This is a genomic window from bacterium, assembly GCA_024224155.1.
Lineage (GTDB): Bacteria > Acidobacteriota > Thermoanaerobaculia > Multivoradales > JAHEKO01 > CALZIK01.
In genome coordinates this window covers 1-2,569 of record JAAENP010000178.1, presented here as the reverse complement: position 1 = coordinate 2,569, position 2,569 = coordinate 1, and the positions used below count along the sequence as shown (strand labels likewise).

Genomic DNA, 2,569 nt, shown 5'->3' with positions numbered 1-2,569 from the left:
GTCGCCGATGGCATGGGCGGTCATAGTCACGGCGAGGTCGCTTCCCGTTTGGCGGTGGACGCGATCCAAGATAGCTGCGTAGCGGCTGACAGATCGGATGCGATCCTGCTTCTGAGACGGTCTATCGAGGTCGCGCAAGAAAAGGTGCTTGCGGCGATCCGCGCGGAGCCGGCGCTGTTGGGTATGGGCACGACGGTGGTTAGTGCCATGCTCATTGACGAAACGTTGACGATCGCGCATGTAGGAGATAGCCGGTGCTATCGGGCACGGAACGGAGAGCTTGAGCTGCTAACTCAGGATCATACGTGGGTCAACGATATGGTGGCGTCGGGTCAGCTCACCCACGCTGCGGCGCGAGCGCATCCTCTACGGAACGTGATCACGCGAGCGATAGGAGGTGCGGATGGCTTCGAGGTGACGGTGACAGTCACGAAAGCACGGCCGGGAGATCTGTTCTTGCTCTGCACTGATGGCTTGAATGCGATGCTATCGGATGATGATATCGCAGCACGAATGACAACAGGTTGCTCGCTGCCAGAGATCGGCGTCGGCATGATCGAGGATGCCAATGCCCAGGGCGGCGTCGACAACATAACCGTGGTCCTCCTCCAGGTCGAAGAGCGCGAGGAGCCGTGGCGAGCTGCTCCCCATGTGGGGGTCAGTGGCGCGCGCGGAAGGGCACGGAGAGCAACGGATTCGATCTGACTGAGGAAGTTTTCCGCGACCTGTCGCAATAGAGAGTGAAGGCTGCTCAAACCTTGCGGGCCTGAGCGAAACAACCAACCGACGCCTCCCAACGTCCCAGGTCTCCATCCTCCCAAGCCGGGGCTAGCCAGCGCGAAAGCGCGGCGGCCCTGGCTCTTTTTCGTTTGGATGGTGAGGATGCTACGCTAGGAGGCTGGTGTGAAACGGCTTTCAGGGGAGGCTGACTCTGCCACCAGGGTGGATTCGGAGCTTGGCTCCCCGCTTGGTGCTCCGTGTTGGGCGAGCGCTGCTCGGGGGTTCATGGCGCTGTTCGGTCGAATTTGGGCGATTCTGCGACTGTAATCCGGTTTCTAAGGCCGTAATCCGGTCTCTAGAGCCTTCCCGCCACCCAATCTAGGCCGTTCCCGCCACCCAACCGAGGGTTGTCCATTGGATCCCGAGCACGGCCAGGCGCGCTAGATTATGAGCGGCAGCGAGGAGGTTGAAGTCGGCATCCACTTTGGCTAGACCGCGAACCCGTGCCCGGCGTCCACCATGTCGGCGCCGCATCAGGTGGCCAATCTTACGCTCGACCTTGGGGCGGGTGGCTCGGTAGTCGGCTGCCCAGTCGGGATCCTTCTGCCGATGGCGAGCTTCGGCAAGGAGCTTTTCATGAGGTCCAACTCGGATGCTGCGGCCACGTGAGGCAGTGGTGCACTCGAGTCGCAACGGACAATCGGTGCAGGCATCGGCAAAGCAAGCGATGCCTCCGCCGTCGGCAGCAGTGCGGCGGATGGGGACGATGATCTCGGCTGGACAGGTCACAGTATCCGTGTCGAGGTCGACCTGGAAGTGGCTCTTCGGAAACAGGCCGTTCCGATTGTGAGGAGGCTGGGTCTTGCAGCCCGAGTCGATGCCCGCCTTCTCGAGATGGTTCAGAAACTCGCCGGTGCCGTATGCCGCATCGCCGTAGACTTTCGGACGTTCGGATTCTTGCTCATCCGCGCAGCTGGGCTCCGGCTCGGAGCCGGCGCTGGCGTCCGCTGCGCCGGAGGACGCGACCTCGTTGTCGACAAGGTCTTCGATGAGCTTGTGACCGTGGCGGGCCTCTGTATCCACGGTCGAGATCACCCGATCCTTGGCCACCCGGCGGGCGATACGATACGTGCCGTCCTCGGTCTCCTCGAGATCTTGGCCGACCACGGTAGCCAGCAGCTCAGCAGCCTCTTTGACCTCGGCGCTCAGCACGCGGCCCTCAAGAACCAGCAGGCAGGCGTAAGCGTCTCGGGCCCGTGAGTCGATGAGTTCTTCGCGCGCCCCGGTATCGTCCCAATCGATCTGAGGCTTGGCGCTCGTGGCGTAGTCATCGCCGCTGGCAAGGGCTCCTCGCAACTCGCCTTCCAGCTCTTCCTCGGCCACTCTCAACAGCGAGCGGATGGCCGAACGGATCAACGTGATGGTGTCCATCGTGGCCACCGCGTCATACAAAGGCGTCGAATCCAGCACCCGCTTCGCTCCCACACAACCTGCCTGCGAAGCCGCCTCCAACGTCACATCGAAGATCCGACGAGGAGCCTCAGAGGCCGCCAGACGAGCCCGCATGTCCACCAGAACAGTGTGCGAGAATTGGCCCCACTTGCCACCACCGTAGCCACCTACGCCCGCGGCGAACCGCCATCGAGTATCGAAGCTGTAACGTTCCACCGCCTCGCGGTCTGAGAGACCTTCCAGACGCTGCAGCACCATCACGGTGGCCACCACCGAGGGAGGAACCGAACGGCGTCCCCCTCTGTGCCAATATGAGTGAGACACCCGAGCCCGTTGAAATTAGTGAAGGGCGGAGAAGAGGAAAACGACCGATGAGGCCCTACTTGACGAGACTTCT

The 2,569-nt window shown here is 62.2% G+C and carries 2 protein-coding genes; one reads left to right on the top strand and one right to left on the bottom strand.

From position 1 onward, the window contains the following. Nucleotides 1-705 (top strand): serine/threonine-protein phosphatase (locus tag GY769_10385; protein ID MCP4202329.1); only part of this gene is annotated, 705 nt, incomplete at its 5' end. A gap of 393 nt (nt 706-1,098) precedes the next feature. On the opposite strand, the gene GY769_10380 is transcribed toward GY769_10385, so the two are convergent. Then, complete coding sequence (locus GY769_10380) at nt 1,099-2,430, bottom strand: IS1182 family transposase (protein ID MCP4202328.1); 1,332 nt, start codon at nt 2,428-2,430, stop codon at nt 1,099-1,101. Between the last annotated feature and the right edge of the window lie 139 nt (nt 2,431-2,569).

What these genes read in the sequence shown, in the direction of transcription:
- GY769_10380 (MCP4202328.1), bottom strand. Translation starts at nt 2,430, where the DNA reads ATGGTGCTGCAGCGTCTGGAAGGTCTCTCAGACCGCGAGGCGGTGGAA.